The sequence below is a fragment of the Nonomuraea sp. NPDC005983 genome, assembly GCF_040614375.1.
Taxonomy (GTDB): domain Bacteria; phylum Actinomycetota; class Actinomycetes; order Streptosporangiales; family Streptosporangiaceae; genus Nonomuraea.
This window is the reverse complement of record NZ_JBEXUP010000179.1, coordinates 1-15,915: the sequence shown is the minus strand read 5'-3', so window position 1 is coordinate 15,915 and position 15,915 is coordinate 1. Positions and strand designations below refer to the sequence as shown.

Sequence of the window (15,915 nt, the reverse complement as noted above, 5' to 3'; positions counted from 1 at the left end):
GCGGGGGGAGGGGTCGCGGGGGGAGGGCGTGTCAAGGGGGTACTGCTGGGGGCGGGAGCCGCGGTCGTGGCCGTCGCCGTGGCCGTGGGGGTGCTGGCGTCGCGCACCGGTGGGCGGTCCGTCGAGCAGAAGCCGTCGGGGGCCGTGACGCAGACGTCCCGTACGCCCGCTCAGGCAAGCACCGCACGGGCGCACATGGGGTTGCGGGCCGAGGCGGACATCCCCAAGCAGTACCGGAAGCTGATCGTGCAGGCGGGCACCTGGTGCGAGCTGGAAGGGCTGTCGCCCGCGCTGGTCGCCGGGGTCGTCAAGATGGCCAGCGACTTCGACCCCGACCTGATCGACCGCGCCAACGACGAGTTCGGCATCGCCCGGTGGACCCCCAGGGTGCTGCAGTTCTGGCAGCCCAACGGGTCGAACGATCCGGCACCTAAGCCGCCGTTCTCGCCCGAGCTGTCGTTCCCGGCGATGGGCCGCTTCTTCTGCACGCTCGGCCCGAAGGTCGCCGACGTGCCCGCCGACCCGGCGGCCAAGCTCGCCGCCCTGTTCGTGAGCGGCGTGGACCCGGTGCGGCGGGAGCAGGGCGTGCCGCCGAGGTGGAAGGCGCATGTCGCGCAGGTCCTGCAATATCGCGATCAGTACCAGGACTAGCGGGCCGGCCCCGGGCGCAGGCCGTGAAGCGAGCCGGAGGTCGGCGCGGGCGGCCACGCCGGCGCGGTGGGTCAGGGTAAGAGGCGGAGGTCGGCGTCGGTGACCAGGTCGAAGCGGAGGGCCAGGTTGATCAGGGCGGTCCGCTGCCAGTCGGCCTTCCCGGCCTCGTCGGCCTGTTTGACCTTCAGCTTGTTCCTGGCCAGGTAGTCGATGTGGAAGTTGACGCCGCTCCTCGTCAGGTGATGCCCGGCCAGCCGCTCGATGAGCTGTGGCACCGTCGGGACGACCGTGCTCGACGGGTCACGCAGCCTGGCCTCGCAGAGCGCGACCAGGATGAGGAAGTACTTGGCGGTCCGGTCGAGCGGGAAGACGTTCATCGTGGTCGCCCCCGACCCGAGGCTGGCGGCGGTGCCGTACCCGTGCTCGGGCGCGAACACCAGGAACCCGGTCGTCCCGTGCTCGGCCGGCAGGATCACCCGCGAGAACTCGAACGGCACCGGCATGCCGATCCGCAGCGGCGGCACCTTGACGAACTCGCCGCCGCCCTCCGGGTTCTCCACGACGTAGGTGCGGTCGGCGCTGAGGTTGCTGATGTGCCAGTAGTCCTCGACCGCTTCGATGCGCCCGGCCAGGCGCGAAACGGCCCGGTCGGCCACCACGATGTCGACCGGGACATCCTCGGCTCCGCGTCCGAACGTGGCGGCCTCGCCGGGCCTGAGCTCGGCCGCCACGGCCGTGTCGGTCTGGATGAGGACGGTGTGCATGCGCATGGTTGTACGACCTCGCTCTACGTCCGCCTAGCTGTAAGGTTCCAGGGTCACCAGACCGTCGGCCTGCGGTCGCCCCAGAAACCGCCTCTGGCCGCTTCGACCTGGGCCGACAGCGAGATCAGGGTGGCCTCGCCGCCGATCCTGCCCGCCAGCATGACGCCGATCGGCAGGCCGTCGGCGGTCCAGTGCAGGGGCAGGTTCACCGCGGGCTGCCCGGTGACGTTGTAGATCGCGGGGAAGGCGGCGAACCGCTTCATCCGCTCGAAGGTCTCCTGGACGTCGTCCACGTCCTCGAACCAGCCCACGGGCCGGGGCTGCTGGGTGACGGTGGGCGTGAGCACCGCGTCATAGGCGTCGGTGACGGCGAGCGCGGCCCTGGTGGCGAGCTGAAGCGACGCCTGGGCCTGCAGGAAGGCCGGGGCGGAGGTGGCCGTGCCACGCTCGCGCAGCCACCTGGTGAGCGGCCTGAGCTGGTCGCTCTGGTGGTCGGCGACGGGGTGCATGCACGCGAAGACGTACCACATGGTGACGAACTGCGGCACGATGTCGGGGCCGAACGGCGGGTCGATGTCGACCACCTCGTGGCCGAGCGCGGCGAGCGTGGCGGCGGCGTCCTCGTAGGCGGTCAGGACGTCCGGATCGAGTTCGGCGTCCGGCACCGGCGGGCGGGCGTAGCGGGCGATGCGCAGTCGTCCGGGGCCGCGGGTGGCGTGCTCCAGGAAGGTGCCGTCGTGCGGCGGCGCGTGGAACAGATCTCCAGGGCTGTGGTGCGCCATGACGTCGAGCAGCGCCGCGGCGTCGGCGACCGTGCGTGCGATGGGTCCGTTCGTGCTCATTCCCGCCAGGTCGGGGATGATCGGGGCGAAGCTGATCCGGCCACGGGTGGGTTTGATGCCGTACAGGCCGCACACCGAGGCGGGGATGCGGATCGAGCCCGCGCCGTCGCTGCCCTGCGCGGCGGGCGCCAGCCCGGCGGCCACCGCGGCCGCCGCGCCGCCGCTCGACCCGCCCGCGGACCTGGTGAGGTCCCATGGTGTGCGGGCGGGCGGCGAGAGGAAGGTCTCGGTGTAGCAGGGCAGACCGAACTCGGGGGTCGCGGTCTTGCCGAGCATGACGGTGCCGGCCTCGCGCAGGCGTTCCACCACCGTGTCGTCCACTGGTGCGACGAAGTCCCGGTATGTCGCCGAGCCGAACATGATGGGGACGTCCTTCACCAGGTTAAGATCCTTGATCGGGATCGGTACTCCGGCGAGCGGTCCGTCTGGCAGCTCCTTCTCCAGGCGGCGGGCCTGGTCGAGTGCCCTCTCGGCGGTCACGGTCACGTACGCGCCCACCTCGGGGTCGATGCGCTCGATCCGGTCGAGGTAGTGCTGGGTGAGCTCGACCGGCGAAATGTCCTGGTCGCGGATGGCTTGCGCCTGCTCGAGAGCAGATAGCTCGTGAAGTTCTCGCACGCTTCTGCACACTAGGGATCTCTGGCGAAGAACGTAATAGATACCCAGCAATGGGGCGTAGAACACGGTGAGCTGGGCCATAAAACTATGGACAGGGCAACACTAGGAATCAATCAAACCCGCGGGCTACGGTGAGTTGCGTGGACTCCGACAACCAGCGAGAAGACGGTCACAACTCGTCCCCTATCTGGGTGAGCGATCGACCCGAAGGCGAGCAGACCACCGCCAAACCCTCGGCGCCCACCATGTCAACGTACGCGCCGGTAGAGCGCGCGTCCGTGCGCAGCCTGCTTCAGCAGCCGCGCTACCGCCGGCTGCGCAACCGCGCGCTGCTGGCGGTCGGCGTCGGGCTCGTCGTGGGCTTTCTGGTGCGCGACTGGCGGGTTGGCGTGACAGCGGCCGTGGTGGCGGCCATCCTCGACACGGTCTATCGGGCGCGCTCGTCCTCGACCGTGCCTGCCTGGCGGCGCGCCTCCGTGGCGGAGCGCCGCACCGAGGCGCAGCTCCGCAAGCTGGAGCGCAACGGCTACCGCACGCTGCACGCCAGGGCGATCCCGGGCAGCGAGGCGCAGATCGACCACCTCGTGGTGGGCCCGACGGGCGTGTACGCCGTCGACTCCGAGAAGTGGGACAAGCGGCTGCCGGTACGCGTCCAGATGGGCAAGAAGCTCTTCCACGGGCCGTTCGACATGAAACCCCGCCTGACCGAGGCCAAATGGGAGGCCTCGCAGGCCAGCGAGCTGATCAGCAAGGCGTACGGTCGCGAGGTCTCCGTCGTGCCGTCGCTGGCGATCTACGGGCCGCCGGTGCCGTGGAAGATCATGACGATCCGCGGCGTGGACGTCTACGAGGGCGGCCGCGCCCGCAAGTGGATCACCAAGCGGGAGCGGGCCCTGACCGACGCCGAGATCGACCGCCTGTACGAGATCGCCGCCCAGGTGCTCCCCGCCAGGTACGGCGAGGGCTAGCAGGCAGGCGTCAGCCGGCCGCCGGCCGAGCGCCGAAGGCGTCCAGGTCGGCGGCCAGTTCCATGCTGGGCGGGAGTGTCCGCGGCACTCGGGTGACGAGCGCGGCGCCGAGCCCCGCCATGCGCACGATGTGCGCGATCAGCGCCTCCCTGTCCTCGGGCCAGGGGAACGAGGGCTGGGCGATGAGCAGCGAGACGCACCCGTGCACGGCCGACCAGAGGCCGAGCGCGAGCGCCTCCGGCTCGCCCTGCAGAACGCCTGTCGCGACGCAGGCGGCGACCCTGTCGACCATGTGTCCGAAGCAGGTAGCGGCGGCGGGAGGCACGCCTTCGCCGGCCGACGGCCGCATCATCAGCACCCGGTACTGCACGGGGTGGTCGAGGGCGAACCGGGCGTAGGCGCGTCCGCAGTTGCCCAAGGCGACGAACGGGTCGCCGCCGGAGCTCTCGGCGAAGAGCCTGCCCAGTTCGTCCCAGACTCGCAGGCAGACGGCCTCGACGAGCGCTTCCTTGTCGGTGAAGTGCAGGTAGACCGAGGGCGTGGAGACTCCGGCGCGCATGGCGACGGCGCGCAGCGTGAGCGCGTCCTCGGTGCCGGCCTCGGTCAGCAGGTCCTCGGCGGCTCGCAGGATCTCCTCGCGCAGCAGCGCGCCCTCGCCGCGCCGGGCGCGTACGCGTCTCGCGGTGGTCATGGAACTCAGGTTGACGCTGTCAGGTTAACGATGTCAATCTGATCTCCTGTGGAAGGGGTCAGATGGGGACTTTTCGGGAAGCGACCGCGTTGACCGCGCGCGGCGCGGACGAGTATCAGGCCACGCTCGACGCGCAGTGGAGCGTCGGCGCCAGGCTGCACGGCGGATACCTGCTGGCGGTGCTGGGCCGGGCCGCCGTGGAGAACGCGGGCGCCGAGCACCCGCACGTGACCGCCGTGAGCGGCTCCTTCGTCGAACCGCCCGAGCCGGGCCCCGCCACCGTGCGCGTGCGGACGCTGCGCGTCGGCAGGAGCGTCGCCCAGGTCACTGCGACGCTGACGCAGCAGGACAGGCCGTGCGTGGAGGCGCTCATCACCCTCGGCCGGCTGGACGACGCCGACCCCTGGTGGACGGCCGCCGAGCCGGTGCAGCTGCCCCCGAGGGAGGAGTGCTTCCTCGCCCCCACCGACCCGCCCGGCGCGGGCATGACCGTCCCGCTGATGGAGGTGATCGAGGAGCACATCGACCCCGCCCACCTCGCCTTCGCGTTCGGCGCGCCCTCCAGGAACGGCGTCATCGCCACCTGGCAGCGGCTGGCCGACGGCTCCGACTGGGACCCGCTCAGCCTGCTCGTCGCCCTCGACCCGGTGCCGCCCGTCTCCTACGACCTCGGCCTGCCCGGCTGGATGCCCACCATCCAGTTCTCCGCCTACATCCGCCGGCTGCCCGCCCCGGGCCCGGTCCGGGTCAGGCTGCACGCCACGGACGTCGGCGGCGACCGCATGGACGAGGTGGCCCACGTCTGGGACGACAAGGGCCGCCTGGTGGGCCAGGCCACCCAGCTCGCCGCCGTGCGCGTGCCCGCCGAGCGCTAGGGGCGCACGCATTCCGGAGCCAGCCGTCCGCTTTCTGGACAGCCGTCTCAGGTACCGGGCGCGACCTCGTACCATGGGAAGACTCGCTAGCGATGGGAGAAGCGCAATGCCCGCCCTCAGGTCACGTACGGTCACCCACGGCAGGAACATGGTCGGTGCTCGGGCCCTGCTCCGGGCGACCGGCGTAGCCGGGAGCGACTTCGGCAAACCCATCATCGCGGTGGCCAACAGCTTCACCCAGTTCGTCCCGGGGCACGTGCACCTGCGCGAGGTCGGCGACGTGGTGTCGGCGGCGATCCGCGAGGCCGGCGCGATCCCGCGCGAGTTCAACACGATCGCGGTCGACGACGGCATCGCGATGGGGCACGGCGGCATGCTCTACTCGCTGCCGTCGCGCGAGCTGATCGCCGATGCGGTCGAGTACATGGTCAACGCCCACTGCGCCGACGCGCTGATCTGCGTCTCCAACTGCGACAAGATCACACCGGGCATGCTGCTCGCCGCCTTCAGGCTGAACATCCCGACCGTCTTCGTCTCGGGCGGGCCGATGGAGGCGGGCAAGACGCCGTCCCGCAAGCTCGACCTGATCGACCCGATGATCGCCGCCGCCGACTCCTCGGTCTCCGACGACGAGCTGCTGGAGATGGAGGAGAACGCCTGCCCGACCTGCGGCTCGTGCTCCGGCATGTTCACCGCCAACTCGATGAACTGCCTGGCCGAGGCGATCGGCCTGGCGCTGCCGGGCAACGGCACGATCCTGGCCACGCACAAGGCCCGCAAGCAGCTCTTCGAGGACGCCGGCCGCCAGCTCGTCGAGATCACCCGCCGCTACTACGAGGACGGCGACGAGTCGGTGCTGCCGCGCTCGATCGCCACCAGCGAGGCGTTCGAGAACGCGATGACGCTCGACGTGGCGATGGGCGGCTCGACCAACACGATCCTGCACATCCTGGCCGCCGCCCGCGAGGCACAGGTCGACTTCGGCCTCAAGGAGATCAACGAGATCTCGCTGCGGGTGCCGTGCCTGTGCAAGGTGGCCCCGGCGACGAACAAGTACCACGTCGAGGACGTCCACCGCGCGGGCGGCATCCCCGCCATCCTGGGCGAGCTGGACCGCGCCGGGCTGCTGCACCGCGACGTCCCCACGGTCAACGGCGGCACCCTCGGCGACATGCTCGCCGCCTGGGACCCGCGCTCGCCCTCCGTCCTGCCGGAGGCCGTCGAGCTGTGGCACGCCGCGCCGGGCAACGTCCGCACGGTGAAGGCGTACTCGCAGGACAACCGCTGGGACTCCCTCGACCTCGACCGCGCCGACGGGTGCGTGCGCGACCTGGAGCACGCCTACACCGCCGACGGCGGGCTGGCAGTGCTGTACGGCAACATCTCCCGCGACGGCGCCGTGGTGAAGACGGCCGGAGTCGACGAGTCGATCTGGCGGTTCAGCGGGCCCGCGGTGGTGTTCGAGTCGCAGGAGCAGGCCGTGGAGGGCATCCTCGGCGGGCGGGTCAAGGAGGGCGACGTGGTCGTCATCCGGTACGAGGGCCCCAAGGGCGGCCCCGGCATGCAGGAGATGCTGTACCCGACGTCGTTCCTCAAGGGCAAGGGCCTGGGCAAGGCGTGCGCGCTGGTGACCGACGGCCGATTCTCGGGTGGCACGTCCGGGCTGTCGATCGGCCACGCCTCGCCCGAGGCGGCCGAGGGCGGCACGATCGCGCTGGTCGAGGACGGCGACATCATCGCGATCGACATCCCGCACCGGTCGATGGAGCTGCGGGTGCCGGAGACCGAGCTGGCAGCCCGCCGGGAGCGGCTGCTGGCCGACCTGGGCGGTTACCGGCCGCGCGACCGCAACCGCCAGGTCAGCGCCGCGCTTCAGGCGTACGCGGCGATGACCACGTCGGCTTCGACGGGCGCCTCCCGCGACCTGTCGCAGCTGTCCAGGTAGCGGCTTCGGGGGCGCCCACCGGCGCCCCCGTCATCGGCGATTCGAGCGCTCAGGAGCACCGCACGGGCGTTCGAACCTTCCGGGTAGGTCACCGTTGCCATAAGGTACGAACAGGGTTGCTTGCCGTACAGGCTTTCGAAAAATGTCGGTGGCGATCTCTATGGTAAGGGTATGGCTACAGTCGTGAAGCCCCACACCCGCCCGCTGACGACCGCCGAGATCGCCGCCCTCGCCCTCTCCCTGGCCCACCTCGGGTCGGGCCCGCAGGCCGTCACCGCCAGGCGCGGCCTGCAGCACGCGTTCGAACACCTCGAACTCGACGACGACGTCATCGCCACCACCCTCACGACACTCACCGACCCGCTGCCCGTCGAGGTGGCGTCCCGAGCCCGGCTGATCGCCGACGCCATCACCAGCCGGATGATGATCCGCCTCCACTACCGCGACGCCGCCGGCAACGTCACGGCGCGCGACGTCGAGCCGGTGACCTGCCTGGTCCACCGCGAGTACTGGTACCTGGTGGGCGTGTGCCGCATGCGCAGGGCCATCAGGGCGTTCAGGTTCGACCGGGTGCTGGCCGTCGAACCGACCCTGGTCCCGTCCAGGCCGCATCTGGCCGACCGGTTCCTGCCGTTCCAGCGGCGCAAGCGCGCCAGGGCCGCGTAGATCTGGTCGGAGCTTGACCCGTTCGTCCCCCGAGCGTTGGGGCGGCGGCTGGCAGGCTCCCGCACATGCGCGTCCGGGAGATCTCGCTCATCGCCGCCCTGCTGGTCACCGTGCCCGCGCCGCCCGCGCGGGCGGCGGTGGAGCGGGAGGCCGCCGGGCCGCCGCCCGACGCTGAGCGGCGGCTCGACCGGTCGCTGACGCGCTATCTGCACCGGCGTCCCGGACGGGCGGCGGTGGCGGTGCTCGACAGGACCACGTCCACCGGCTACGCCTACCGGGAGCGGGTCCCGTTCCTGCTGGCCAGCGTCGCCAAGGTCGACATCCTGCTCGCGCTGCTGCTCAGGGCGCAGCGCGAGCACCGGCGGCTGAGCGACGACGAGCGCAAGCTGGCCGCACGCATGATCCGGTTCAGCGACAACGACTGCGCGCACGAGCTCTACCTGGCGATCGGCGGCCGCGCGGGGCTGGCCAGGGAACTGCGCAGGCTCGGTGTCCGTAACATCGTGCCGGGGCCGGGTCTGTACTGGGGCGCGACCCGCAGCAGGCCGTCGGACCAGGTGAAGGTGCTCGACAGGCTCACGGCCGCGACAGGCCCGGTGAGCGCCGCCAACCGCCGCTACGCGCTGCGCCTGATGTCGTCGGTGACCAGACGGCAGGCGTGGGGCGTGAGCGCGGCGGCCGACGGCGGTTGGGCACTCAAGAACGGCTGGCTGCCCGCCCGCGTGCACGGCGGGCTGTGGACCGTCAACAGCGTGGGGCTGCTCGTCGCGGACGGCCACGAACTACTGGTCGCCGTGCTGTCAGAGCGCAGCCCGACCCGGAAGGCGGGCATCGCGACGGTCGAGCGGGTGGCCCGCCTGACAGTGCGGGCGATCACCCGCCCACCTGCCTGGCGGCACGAAGCGCCCCCTCACCGCCCCGACGGACACGCCCGGCGTGCCGAAGGCTAGCCGCAGCACCCGCCGCCGCAGCACCCCCCACCGCCACCGCCGCCGCGAGGGGCGGCGGCACCGCCGGTCATCGCGACCGTGGAGAGCAGCTTGACCGTGTCGTCGTGGCCCTCGGGGCAGGTGGCCGGGTCGTCGGAGGCGGCCATGGGACGCGACACCTCGAACGTGGAGCCGCAGGCGCGGCAGCGGAAGTCGTAACGCGGCATGACCTCAGGTTAGCGGCCGATAGCTCACGTGGGCATAGTCGGAGACGGGCTCGTACCCGATCGACTGGTAGATGGAGTTGCTCGTCGGGTTGGCCAGATCCGTGAACAGCACCACCTGCTTGCAGCGCTCTTCCAGGGCGGTGCGGCTGACGAAGGCCGACACCGCGGCCCCGTAGCCGCGCCTGCGCCGGGCGGGCGGCGTGTAGACGGGGCCGATCCGGCACACGCCGCCGGACTCGGGTGACAGCGCGGCGAACGCCACGGGCACGCCCTCGTCCTCCCAGAGGAACAGCTCGCGGGCGGTCAGGCGGTGCTCGACCCGCTGAGCCACGTCCTCGGAGTCGCTCATGCCCACCTCGGCGCCGAACGCCTGATACCAGCTCACCAGCAGCGGGAAGTCGCCCGCCACCGCCGGCCGGCCGCGGCCGGGCACGTCGGGGGTGGTCAGCGTGCCCAGCCGGTAGAGGCGTTCCGACACGACGTCGGCGGGCCTGCCGAGCGCGGCCGTGACCGCGTCGGTCAGTTCCAGCGGCCCCATCACCTCGGGGATCTCGCCGCGCAGCGCCTCCACGAGCGGGACGATCGCCTCCATCGGCATGCGGGCCAGCCCGACCGGCTTCGGGGGCGTGCGGAACGCCGCTCCGCGCACCTCCCCGCCGACGGTCCACCAGCCGAAGTAGGCGTCCTTCGCGGGCATGCCCGCGCGGATGCCGGCCAGGACGCTCAGGGGGATGGTGTTGCCCTCGGGGTCGGAGAGCAGGAAGGGTTCCGCCGCCGCGGCGTACTCCTCGGCGTCAGCGGTGAAGGTCCACATGACGGAAGCTTGGCAGCACCCGGCGGACGAGCACAAAGAGATATCGGGCCCGGGAGAGGATCCCGGGCCCGATCGGTCAGGCGGCGGCTTCCAGGTAGGGCGCCCATTGGGGGTCTCCGACGAGTGACGCGCCGATGAGCCTCCAGTGGGCGCCCCGTGGCACCGCGGGGGCGACGCGTAGTGTCCACCCCAGCTCGTCCAGGAACTTGTCCGCCTTCCTGTGGTTGCACGGCGTGCACGAGGCGACGCAGTTCTCCCAGGTGTGAGCGCCACCCCGCGACCGAGGGATGACATGGTCGATGGTCTCGGCCCGCTGGCCGCAGTAGGCGCAGCGGTAGTCGTCGCGCCGCATGAGAGCGGCCCTGGTCAGGGGGATACGCGACCGGTAGGGGATGCGGACATATCTTCTCAGCCGGATCACCGAGGGGACGTCGAGCGTACGGGTGGCGGAGCGCAGGACCGCGCCCCGGCCGTCGCGGTGCACGACGTCGGCCTTCTCCCGCAGCACCAGCACGATGGCACGGTGCATGGACAGAGTGGTGAGTGGCTCGTAGGTGGCATTCAGCAGCAGGACCTGGCGCATCATCGGGCTTCTCCCCGCTGAGCGCGTATCAAAGGGGACATGCCGCGGCATGTCCCGGCTGTCGGCCCCTCCTGGGGCACTGTCGCTTCCGTCACGTGGACCTCCGCCGGACGGCCCAGCGGATGGTCACCACGGCGCCGTCCTGTCACCCAAGTCTGGCGTTAAAAGCGTGGTCCCCGCCACCCCATAACCTCCAGCCGGAATGACCAGAGGGACGCACGATACGTTTTATGCCCACATCACCTGGTCTTTACGCCCGTCCACCGGCATCCAGGTTGTCGTAGGGTTCGAGGCATGACGCGAGAGCCATACCCCGTCGCCCCCCGCGGCGAAACCGTCGACGTCCTGCACGAGACCCCCGTGCCCGATCCGTACCGCTGGCTGGAGGACTCCGACAGCACGGAGACCGCGGAGTGGCTGCTCGCCCAGGCCCAACGGTTCAAGCAGGAGAGCGAGCCGCAGCGGTTCAAGGAGCGCATCGCCGAGCTGCTCAGGTCGGGCTCGGTCGGCGTGCCCGCCTGGCGGGGCGGGCGGTACTTCTTCAGCCGTCGCACCCCCGACCAGGAGCACGCCGTCTACTACGTGGTCGAACCCGACGGCACCGAGCGGGCCCTGATCGACCCGATGGAGATCGACCCGTCGGGCCTGACCACGCTCGACGCCGTCCAGCCCGACAAGGAGGGCCGCCTGCTCGCCTACCAGATCTCGGTGGGAGGCGACGAGGAGTCGGTCCTGTACGTCATGGACGTCGCGACGGGCACCCGCGTCGAGGGTCCGATCGACCGCTGCCGCTACTCCCCCATCGCGTGGCTGCCCGGCGGCGAGGCGTTCTACTACGTGCGCAGGCTGCCGAGCACCGAAGTGCCGGAGAACGAGAGGCAGTTCCACCGCCGCGTCTACCTGCACCGGGTCGGCACGTCCACCGAGGACGACGTGATGATCTTCGGTGACGGCATGAAGATGACCAACTACTACGGCGTCTCGGTCTCCCGCTCCGGCCGCTGGCTGCAGGTGTCGGCCAGCGAGGGCACCGCCCCCCGCAACGACCTGTGGATCGCCGACCTCAGCGTCACCCCCATCGACGGGCCGGACCTGAAGCCGGTCCAGGAGGGCGTCGACGCCCAGACGGGGCTGCTGTTCGGCCGCGACGGGCGGCTCTACGTCCACACCGACCGCGACGCCTCGCGGGCCAGGATCTGCGTCACCGACCCGTCCGAGCCCGGCTACGAGTCCTGGCGGGACCTGATCCCGCAGGACCCCGAGGCGGTGCTGTCGGACTTCGCGATCCTCGACGACCTGGAACGCCCGGTCATGCTGGTGGGCTGGACCAGGCACGCGATCAGCGAGGTCACCGTCCACGACCTGGAGACGGGCGAGCGCATCGGCGAGGTGCCGACGCCCGGCCTGGGCACGATCGGCGGCATCTCCGAGCGTCCTGAGGGCGGCTACGAGGCGTGGTTCGGATACACCGACAACACCACGCCGCCGACCATCCAGCGCTACGACGCCCGCACCGGCGAGACCACGCTCTGGGCCACCTCGCCGGGCGCGGTCAAGGTGCCGCCCGTGCGCACCGAGCAGGTGGTCTACCAGTCGAAGGACGGCACCGACGTCCGCATGCTGATCATCTCGCCGGTCGACGGCAGCGGCCCCAGGCCCACCATCCTGTACGGGTACGGCGGCTTCGGCATCTCCATGACCCCGGGTTACTCCGCCTCGGTGCTGGCGTGGGTCGAGGCGGGCGGCGTCTACGCGATCGCGAACCTGCGCGGCGGCGGCGAGGAGGGCGAGGACTGGCACCGCGCGGGCATGCTCGCCAGCAAGCAGAACGTCTTCGACGACTTCCACGCCGCGGCCGAACACCTGATCGCCACCGGCGTCACCACGGCCGGGCAGCTCGGGATCTCGGGCGGGTCCAACGGCGGGCTGCTGGTGGGGGCCGCGCTGACACAGCGTCCCGAGCTGTACGCCGCCGTCGTGTGCTCGGCGCCGCTGCTCGACATGATCCGGTACGAGCAGTTCGGGCTGGGCGCGACGTGGAACGTCGAGTACGGCTCCGCCGCCGATCCCGAGCAGTTCGGCTGGCTGATGGGGTACTCGCCGTACCACTACGTCGAGCAGGGCGTGTCGTACCCGGCGACGCTGTTCACGGTCTTCCAGTCCGACACGCGGGTGCACCCGTTGCACGCGTGGAAGATGTGCGCGGCCCTCCAGCACGCGTCGGCCGGGGAGCGGCCGATCCTGCTGCGCAACGAGACCGAGGTGGGTCACGGGGCGCGGTCGGTGAGCCGGTCGGTGGACCTCGCAGCCGACACGCTCACGTTCCTGGCCCGGCACACCGGCCTATAGTCGGGGCATGAGCACGCCAGGGCCAAGGCGGCGGGGGCCGACGCACGGCGACCCGGTGCCGGCGGCCCGGCTCCGGCGTCAGCGAGGGAAGACGACGGTCTTGTGGCCGTCGAGCAGGACGCGCTGCTCGGCGTGCCACCTGACCGCCCTGGCCAGGGCGACGCGCTCCACGTCACGGCCGATCGCGGCGAGGTCTTCGGGAGAGTGGCTGTGGTTGACGCGGGCCACCTCCTGCTCGATGATCGGCCCCTCGTCGAGGTCGGGCGTCACGTAGTGGGCGGTGGCGCCGATGAGCTTGACGCCCCGGTCGTGGGCCTGGTGGTACGGCTTGGCGCCCTTGAAGGACGGCAGGAACGAGTGGTGGATGTTGATGGCCCGCCCCGCCAGCTTCGCGCACAGCCCCTCCGAGAGGACCTGCATGTAGCGGGCCAGCACTACCAGGTCGACCTGGTAGTGCTCGACGAGCGCCAGCACCTCCGCCTCCTGCCTGGGCTTGGTGTCGGGGGTGATCGGCAGGTGGTGGTAGTCGACGCCGTACGACTGCGTGAGCGGCCGCAGGTCGGGATGGTTGGACGCGACCGCGACGATCTCGATGTCGAGGCCGCCTGAGCGGACCCGGTAGAGCAGGTCGTTCAGGCAGTGGTCGAACTTGCTGACCATGATGAGCACCCGGGGCTTGGTGGCCACGTTCCGGAGCTTGAACTCCATGCCGAAGTCGGGCGCCAGAGCGGCGAAGGCGGCGCCGAGCTCGTCCTCGCCGACGACGGCGGAGAACTGCACGCGCATGAAGAATCGCTGGCCGATCCGGTCGCCGAACTGCTGGCTCTCGATGATGTTGCAGCCGCGTCCGGCCAGCAGCCCGGAGACGGCGGCCACCACACCCGGCCGGTCGGGGCAGGACAGGGTCAGGACGTACTCGGCGGGACTGCTCATGCCTTCACTCTCGCGGACGTGAATCGTTGGTGCCTTGAGGCCGATCTGTGCAGGTTACCGGCTGTCTCGCTCGTCCGCCGCCCGGAACGCGACCTTCCGCGCCCCCCGCTCAGGAGGCCCGCGAGGGACCCCGGTTACAGGCCCAGGGCCGGGGCGAGGGTTTTGAGCTGGGCCAGGGCGTCGTCGAGGTCGGGGAGCGGCGACAGGGGCTGGATGGCCACATGGTCGGCGCCGGCGGCGAGATGGTCGCGGACCCGCCCGGCTACGGCCTCGGCGTCGCCCCAGGCCACGATCGCGTCGACGAGGCGGTCGCTGCCGCCGTCGGCGAAGTCGTCGTCGGTGAAGCCGAGATCGCGCAGGTTGTTGAGGTAGTTGGGCAGCACCAAGTAGTACGACATGTACGTGCGGGCGATCTCGCGGGCCCTGGCGGGATCGGTCTCGACGACCACGGCCTGCTCCGGCACCAGGAGCCGGTCGGGGCCGAGGATCTGCCTGGCCAGCGCGGTGTGCTCGGGCGGGACGAAGTAGGTGTGCGCACCCTCGGCCCGGTCGCGTGAAAGCTCCAGCATCTTCGGCTTGAGCGCCGCCAGCAACCTGGGGGCGTCGCCCTGAGGCACCTCCGGCTTGGCCGCGTCGATGCCGTCGAGGTAGGCGCGCATCGCCGCCAGCGGCTTGATGTAGGTGTGGCCGCGGCCGCTGACCAGCGGGCTGTGGCTGACCCCGAGGCCGAGCAGGAACCGCCCCGGGAAGGCCTCGGCCAGGGTCGCCCAGGCCGCCGCCGTCGCGGTGGCGTCGCGGCCCCAGATGCTGGCGATGCCGATGCCCACGGCGGCGCGCTCGGTGGCGGCGAGCAGCAGCGCGGCGTTGACGAACGGCTCCTTGCTGCCCGGCGCCTCGTTCCCCCACAGCGCCCCGTAACCCAGCTCCTCGATCTCCGCAGCGGCGCGGCGAACCTGCTGCACGGGGGCCTTGCTGAGCAGGGGGTGCCAGACCCCGACGTGACCGGTGTCCATGACGGTTCCTCCCGACTAAGATGTTCGATCGAGATGGAACAGTACACCGATGTTCGACCGCCGTCGAACAGAACACGCGCCCTGAGTCACACGTCCCCCGTGGAGGTGTCGCTACAGGCGGCCCTCGACGCGCTCGCCGACCCCGTCCGCCGCGGCATCGTGCGTGAGTTGGCGGGCTCCCCCGACTGGTCACGTCCCTGCGGCACGTTCACCCACCTGCCGGTGGCCAAGTCCACGCTCAGCCACCACTTCACGGTCCTGCGCAACGTCGGCCTCCTGGAGCAGCGCGACGAGGGCACCCGCCGCCTCAACCGCCTCCGCCGCCAGGAGTTCGACAGCCGCTTCCCCGGCCTGCTCTCGCTGGTGCTGGAGGAGGCACCCTGAGCGGGCGTCGCCAGGCGCGAGGAGGCGACCTCTCCACGCATTGCCGGACACGCTCCCCGCACCGCCGGCAGCACGACTCGGCGAATGACACCACCCCGCCGTAGGGGGCTGCCTGCCCGGGTACAACGCGGACGCAGAGCTCGTCCACGACGCAGCAGTAGTACACAACATGTACTACTCGGCGCGTAGTAAAATGCGGCGCATGCAAGTCAACGACGCCCAGACGCTGGTGCTGTGCGTGCTGGCCGACGGGCCGATGCACGGCTACGCCATCAACACGGCGATCGAGGAGCTGACCGGAGAGCGCCTGGGGCCGGGAAGCCTGTACGGAGCTCTGACCCGCCTGGAGGCGAAGGAGCTGATCGAGTCCCTCGGCGAGAAGGGCCGCCAGCGCCCGGTCCGGCTGACTCCCCGTGGCCGCGAGGTGCTGGAACAGGAGCTACGCGCCATGGCCCGCGTCGCGGCCACCGGGTTGCGGAGTCTCGGGGTGAACCCCGCGTGAACGCCGCCCAGTGGCTGGTCAGGCTGTATCCGGGCGCCATCAGGGAGCGGTGGGGCGCGGATCTGGAGCTCGAGGTCCAGGCCGCCGGCTGGCGGACGTGGCCCGGCCTGGCCGTGAGCGTCGCCGGCCTGTGGTTGCACCCCGCGATCTGGCCCGCCGAC

Annotated in this window: 17 protein-coding genes; 9 read left to right on the top strand and 8 right to left on the bottom strand. The window is 71.2% G+C overall.

Annotation, left to right across the window (positions count from 1 at the left end; translation table 11 throughout):
* Positions 1-651, top strand: a 651-nt coding sequence (locus tag ABZ297_RS42010; protein ID WP_355358503.1) for a hypothetical protein, incomplete at its 5' end; no start/stop codon positions are given.
* A 71-nt stretch (positions 652-722) separates the two neighbouring features.
* Here ABZ297_RS42010 and ABZ297_RS42005 read toward each other — a convergent pair.
* Together ABZ297_RS42005 and ABZ297_RS42000 are read right to left on the bottom strand one after the other, a co-directional pair.
* Positions 723-1,415, bottom strand: a complete 693-nt coding sequence (locus ABZ297_RS42005) for a winged helix-turn-helix domain-containing protein (protein WP_355358500.1) — start codon at positions 1,413-1,415, stop codon at positions 723-725.
* Between the two features lie 53 nt (positions 1,416-1,468).
* Positions 1,469-2,875 carry an amidase gene (locus tag ABZ297_RS42000; protein ID WP_355358497.1) on the bottom strand — a complete coding sequence of 469 codons (1,407 nt, stop codon included), beginning with the start codon at positions 2,873-2,875 and terminating at the stop codon, positions 1,469-1,471.
* 191 nt (positions 2,876-3,066) lie between these two features.
* Between ABZ297_RS42000 and ABZ297_RS41995 the strand changes: the two genes are divergently transcribed.
* The gene (locus ABZ297_RS41995; protein ID WP_355358494.1) at positions 3,067-3,843 is read left to right on the top strand and encodes a nuclease-related domain-containing protein; all 777 of its coding nucleotides are present in this window, start codon (positions 3,067-3,069) and stop codon (positions 3,841-3,843) included.
* Between the two features lie 10 nt (positions 3,844-3,853).
* Here ABZ297_RS41995 and ABZ297_RS41990 read toward each other — a convergent pair whose 3' ends face one another.
* A complete protein-coding gene (locus ABZ297_RS41990) occupies positions 3,854-4,534 on the bottom strand; it encodes a TetR/AcrR family transcriptional regulator (RefSeq protein WP_355358491.1) in 681 nt (226 codons plus the stop codon).
* A 62-nt stretch (positions 4,535-4,596) separates the two neighbouring features.
* On the opposite strand from ABZ297_RS41990, the gene ABZ297_RS41985 reads away from it, so the two are divergent.
* From ABZ297_RS41985 to ABZ297_RS41970, 4 genes are all read left to right on the top strand, one after another.
* Positions 4,597-5,409 carry a thioesterase family protein gene (locus ABZ297_RS41985; protein WP_355358488.1) on the top strand — a complete coding sequence of 271 codons (813 nt, stop codon included), beginning with the start codon at positions 4,597-4,599 and terminating at the stop codon, positions 5,407-5,409.
* Between the two features lie 106 nt (positions 5,410-5,515).
* Positions 5,516-7,354, top strand: coding sequence for a dihydroxy-acid dehydratase (gene ilvD / locus ABZ297_RS41980; RefSeq protein ID WP_355358485.1), 1,839 nt, complete (start codon positions 5,516-5,518; stop codon positions 7,352-7,354).
* A gap of 171 nt (positions 7,355-7,525) precedes the next feature.
* Entirely contained in the window at positions 7,526-8,020 is a 495-nt protein-coding gene (locus tag ABZ297_RS41975; RefSeq protein WP_355358482.1) for a WYL domain-containing protein, read from the top strand.
* A gap of 65 nt (positions 8,021-8,085) precedes the next feature.
* Complete coding sequence (locus ABZ297_RS41970; protein WP_355358479.1) at positions 8,086-8,970, top strand: serine hydrolase; 885 nt, start codon at positions 8,086-8,088, stop codon at positions 8,968-8,970.
* On the opposite strand, the gene ABZ297_RS41965 is transcribed toward ABZ297_RS41970, so the two are convergent.
* The 3 genes from ABZ297_RS41965 to ABZ297_RS41955 form a co-directional block, all read right to left on the bottom strand.
* Positions 8,967-9,176, bottom strand: a complete 210-nt coding sequence (locus tag ABZ297_RS41965) for a zinc ribbon domain-containing protein (RefSeq protein WP_355358476.1) — start codon at positions 9,174-9,176, stop codon at positions 8,967-8,969. The two genes, ABZ297_RS41970 and ABZ297_RS41965, sit on opposite strands and share 4 nt — an antisense overlap.
* 4 nt (positions 9,177-9,180) lie before the next feature.
* Entirely contained in the window at positions 9,181-9,990 is an 810-nt protein-coding gene (locus ABZ297_RS41960) for a GNAT family N-acetyltransferase (protein ID WP_355358473.1), read from the bottom strand.
* A 76-nt stretch (positions 9,991-10,066) separates the two neighbouring features.
* Positions 10,067-10,573 (bottom strand): HNH endonuclease, encoded by a 507-nt coding sequence (locus ABZ297_RS41955; RefSeq protein ID WP_355358506.1) that lies wholly within the window; start codon positions 10,571-10,573, stop codon positions 10,067-10,069.
* A gap of 294 nt (positions 10,574-10,867) precedes the next feature.
* Between ABZ297_RS41955 and ABZ297_RS41950 the strand changes: the two genes are divergently transcribed.
* Positions 10,868-12,922 carry a prolyl oligopeptidase family serine peptidase gene (locus ABZ297_RS41950; protein ID WP_355358470.1) on the top strand — a complete coding sequence of 685 codons (2,055 nt, stop codon included), beginning with the start codon at positions 10,868-10,870 and terminating at the stop codon, positions 12,920-12,922.
* Positions 12,923-13,000: 78 nt separating this feature from the next.
* Here the strand turns inward: ABZ297_RS41950 and purU are convergent, their stop codons facing one another.
* Both purU and ABZ297_RS41940 read right to left on the bottom strand, forming a co-directional pair.
* Complete coding sequence (gene purU / locus ABZ297_RS41945; protein WP_355358467.1) at positions 13,001-13,855, bottom strand: formyltetrahydrofolate deformylase; 855 nt, start codon at positions 13,853-13,855, stop codon at positions 13,001-13,003.
* A gap of 134 nt (positions 13,856-13,989) precedes the next feature.
* Positions 13,990-14,868 carry a TIGR03620 family F420-dependent LLM class oxidoreductase gene (locus ABZ297_RS41940; protein WP_355358464.1) on the bottom strand — a complete coding sequence of 293 codons (879 nt, stop codon included), beginning with the start codon at positions 14,866-14,868 and terminating at the stop codon, positions 13,990-13,992.
* 99 nt (positions 14,869-14,967) lie between these two features.
* On the opposite strand from ABZ297_RS41940, the gene ABZ297_RS41935 reads away from it, so the two are divergent.
* Together ABZ297_RS41935 and ABZ297_RS41930 are read left to right on the top strand one after the other, a co-directional pair.
* Positions 14,968-15,252, top strand: coding sequence for a helix-turn-helix domain-containing protein (locus tag ABZ297_RS41935; RefSeq protein ID WP_355358461.1), 285 nt, complete (start codon positions 14,968-14,970; stop codon positions 15,250-15,252).
* Between the two features lie 202 nt (positions 15,253-15,454).
* Complete coding sequence (locus ABZ297_RS41930) at positions 15,455-15,754, top strand: helix-turn-helix transcriptional regulator (RefSeq protein ID WP_355358458.1); 300 nt, start codon at positions 15,455-15,457, stop codon at positions 15,752-15,754.
* Positions 15,755-15,915: the final 161 nt, after the last annotated feature.

What these genes read in the sequence shown, in the direction of transcription:
- ABZ297_RS41990 (WP_355358491.1), bottom strand. Translation starts at nt 4,534, where the DNA reads ATGACCACCGCGAGACGCGTACGCGCCCGGCGCGGCGAGGGCGCGCTG.
- purU (WP_355358467.1), bottom strand. Translation starts at nt 13,855, where the DNA reads ATGAGCAGTCCCGCCGAGTACGTCCTGACCCTGTCCTGCCCCGACCGG.
- ABZ297_RS41975 (WP_355358482.1), top strand. Translation starts at nt 7,526, where the DNA reads ATGGCTACAGTCGTGAAGCCCCACACCCGCCCGCTGACGACCGCCGAG.
- ABZ297_RS41950 (WP_355358470.1), top strand. Translation starts at nt 10,868, where the DNA reads ATGACGCGAGAGCCATACCCCGTCGCCCCCCGCGGCGAAACCGTCGAC.
- ABZ297_RS41955 (WP_355358506.1), bottom strand. Translation starts at nt 10,573, where the DNA reads ATGCGCCAGGTCCTGCTGCTGAATGCCACCTACGAGCCACTCACCACT.
- ABZ297_RS41985 (WP_355358488.1), top strand. Translation starts at nt 4,597, where the DNA reads ATGGGGACTTTTCGGGAAGCGACCGCGTTGACCGCGCGCGGCGCGGAC.
- ABZ297_RS41940 (WP_355358464.1), bottom strand. Translation starts at nt 14,868, where the DNA reads ATGGACACCGGTCACGTCGGGGTCTGGCACCCCCTGCTCAGCAAGGCC.
- ABZ297_RS41930 (WP_355358458.1), top strand. Translation starts at nt 15,455, where the DNA reads ATGCAAGTCAACGACGCCCAGACGCTGGTGCTGTGCGTGCTGGCCGAC.
- ABZ297_RS41970 (WP_355358479.1), top strand. Translation starts at nt 8,086, where the DNA reads ATGCGCGTCCGGGAGATCTCGCTCATCGCCGCCCTGCTGGTCACCGTG.
- ilvD (WP_355358485.1), top strand. Translation starts at nt 5,516, where the DNA reads ATGCCCGCCCTCAGGTCACGTACGGTCACCCACGGCAGGAACATGGTC.
- ABZ297_RS41965 (WP_355358476.1), bottom strand. Translation starts at nt 9,176, where the DNA reads ATGCCGCGTTACGACTTCCGCTGCCGCGCCTGCGGCTCCACGTTCGAG.
- ABZ297_RS42005 (WP_355358500.1), bottom strand. Translation starts at nt 1,415, where the DNA reads ATGCACACCGTCCTCATCCAGACCGACACGGCCGTGGCGGCCGAGCTC.
- ABZ297_RS41960 (WP_355358473.1), bottom strand. Translation starts at nt 9,990, where the DNA reads ATGTGGACCTTCACCGCTGACGCCGAGGAGTACGCCGCGGCGGCGGAA.